This is a genomic window from Bifidobacterium xylocopae (assembly GCF_003315615.1).
GTDB lineage: Bacteria > Actinomycetota > Actinomycetes > Actinomycetales > Bifidobacteriaceae > Bombiscardovia > Bombiscardovia xylocopae.
The window spans coordinates 1-2,394 of record NZ_PDCH01000029.1; the positions used below are offsets into that span (position 1 = coordinate 1).

General features: G+C 68.5%; 1 protein-coding gene. It reads right to left on the reverse strand.

Going from position 1 to position 2,394, the window contains the following annotated elements; translation table 11 throughout:
- Nucleotides 1-2,371: RCC1 domain-containing protein (locus tag CRD59_RS07475; protein WP_407923131.1), on the reverse strand; the 2,371-nt coding region annotated here is incomplete at its 3' end.
- Nucleotides 2,372-2,394 lie beyond the last annotated feature (23 nt).

Here is a 2,394-nt window from a genome sequence, read left to right on the forward strand (position 1 = left end):
TGTCGATGGCGAGGCTGTGCGCCTGGCCTGCGCTGATGGTGGTCCAGGTGGTGTTGGCGGTCGGGTCGGTCACGCGCGCGGGCGTGGGGTGGGGGTTGAGGTCGCTGTTGCCGTTGCCGAGCTGGCCGGTGTTGTTCGTTCCCCAGCTGTATGCGTGTCCGTCGCTGTCGATGGCGAGGCTGTGGTACCTGCCTGTGCTGATGGTGGTCCAGGTGGTGTTGGCGGTCGGGTCGGTCACGCGCGCGGGTGTGGGGTGGGGGTTGGTGTCGCTGCTGCCGTTGCCGAGCTGGCCGTGGCTGTTGTCTCCCCAGCTGTATGCGTGTCCGTCGTCCCCGATGGCGAGGCTGTGCTGATCGCCTGCGCTGACCTGGGTGAAGTGCACGCCGGCGGGTGTGCGCACGCGCACCGGCTGGTTGTGGTCGGTGGTGGTGCCGTCGCCGAGCTGGCCGTAGCCGTTTTCTCCCCATGCGTAGGTGTTGCCGTCGCTGCCGATGGCCAGGGTGTGCAGCTCGCCTGCGCTGATCTGGGTGAAACGGGGGAGTGGGGGGTTGGGGGGTGGGGTGATGTGCAGGGTGTTGCCTGCGGTGTCGGGTCCGCTGGTGGGGTTGAGGGTGAATTGCCAGGCCTGCCATTGGGCGGTCAGGGTCATGCTGGAGGTGACGGGTGTGTTGAAGTCCCAGCTGCTGCCGTCGGCCTTGGCCCAGCCGGTCAGCCAGTGGTGCTCCCATTCGGGGTCCTGCGGCCAGCTGATGGGCTTGGGGTCGTCGGAGTAGACGGTCTGGTCGGCGGGTGTGGGGCTGCTGGTGTGGCCGGCCGCGTCTCCCAGGCTGAAACGCACGGTGTATTGGGTGGCGTACGTGTAGTGCAGGGTGACGCTGCCGTTGCTGCCGTTGCCGGCGATCACGTTGTTGTTGGCGTCCAGTCCTTCGTACCGGTAGTCGACGGTGATGTTGACCCTGCCGGGCGCACGGCTGGGGAGGGTGATGTCCCAGGCGCCGGTGGCGGGGTCGACGCTGCGGTCCCGGGCGCCGATGGGGGTGCCGTCCACGGCGGCGCCGGTGATGGTGTACCGGGGCGTCGCCACCCGCACCATGACCACGCTGTCGGCGTTGTCATATGCGGGTGGGTTGGTTCCGTGGCGGCCGTTGCCGAGCTGGCCGTACCGGTTGCTTCCCCAGCTGTATATGTGTCCCTGGCTGTCGAGGACGAGGCTGTAGTACTTGCCTGCGCTGATGGCCCTGCAGGTGGGGTCGGTGGGTTGGGCGGGCTGATTCAAGAAGGACAAGTCGTATGCGTGTCCGTTGCTGTCGATGCCGAGGCTGCGCCCGTCGCCTGCGCTGATGGCGGTCCAGGTGGTGTTGGGGGTCGGGCCGGTCAAGCGCACGGGCGTGTTCTGGTAGTTTCCCCAGAAGTATGCGTGTCCCTGGTTGTCGATGCCGAGGCTGTGGTTGTCGCCTGCGCTGATGGCGGTCCAGGTGGTGCCGGGGGCCGGGTCGGTCACGCGCACGGGCGCGAACTTGTGGATGTCGCTACCGTCGCCGACCTCGCCGTACTGGTTGAATCCCCAGCCGTATGCGTGTCCGTTGCTGTCGATGCCGAGGCTGTGCTGCCCGCCAGCGCTGATGGCCCTCCAGGTGGTGTCGGGTTGGCCTGCCGGGTCCTTGACGCGCGCGGGCGTGTAGTAGGCGGAGAAGTCGTCGCTGCCGTTGCCGAGACGGCCCGTCCGGTTGAATCCCCAGCTGTAGGCGTGTCCGTGGTTGTCTATGGCGAGGCTGTGGTCCTCGCCTGCGCTGATGGTCCTCCAGGTCGTGTCGGGGGCCGGGTCGGTCACGCGCACGGGCGTGTTGCGGGCGGTGTTGGTGCCGTCGCCGAGCTGGCCGTAGCGGTTCCATCCCCAGCCGTATGCGTGCCCGTCGTCGCCGATGGCGAGGCTGAAACCGTTTCCGAGGCTCTCGTATATGCCGCCTCCTGCGCTGACCTGGGTGAAGCGCACGCCGGCCGGCGTGCGCACGCGCACGGGGATGTCGCGGTGGCCGCCGGTGCCGGTGCCGAGCTGGCCGACGTTGTTGTATCCCCATGCGTAGGTGTTGCCGTCGCTGCCGATGGCGAGGCTGTGGTCGCTGCCTGCGCTGATCTGGGTGAAGGTGATGCCGCTGGCGGGTGGGGTGATTGTGGTGTGGGTGCCGGCCGTGTTGGCGGGTCCCTTGGTGGGGGAGAGGGTGAAGCCGTCTACGCTTTCACTGGTGGGTGTGCGGTTGAGGGGCGGGTTGGCGTGCGCCTGCCGGGCTGCCCCCCCCCCCCCGATGGTGGCGATGGCGAGGGTCATGGCCAGTGCGGTGGCGGTGGTGCGGCGTGTGCGGGTGTGGCGCATGGTGGTGTCGGCTCCTCGAAGAT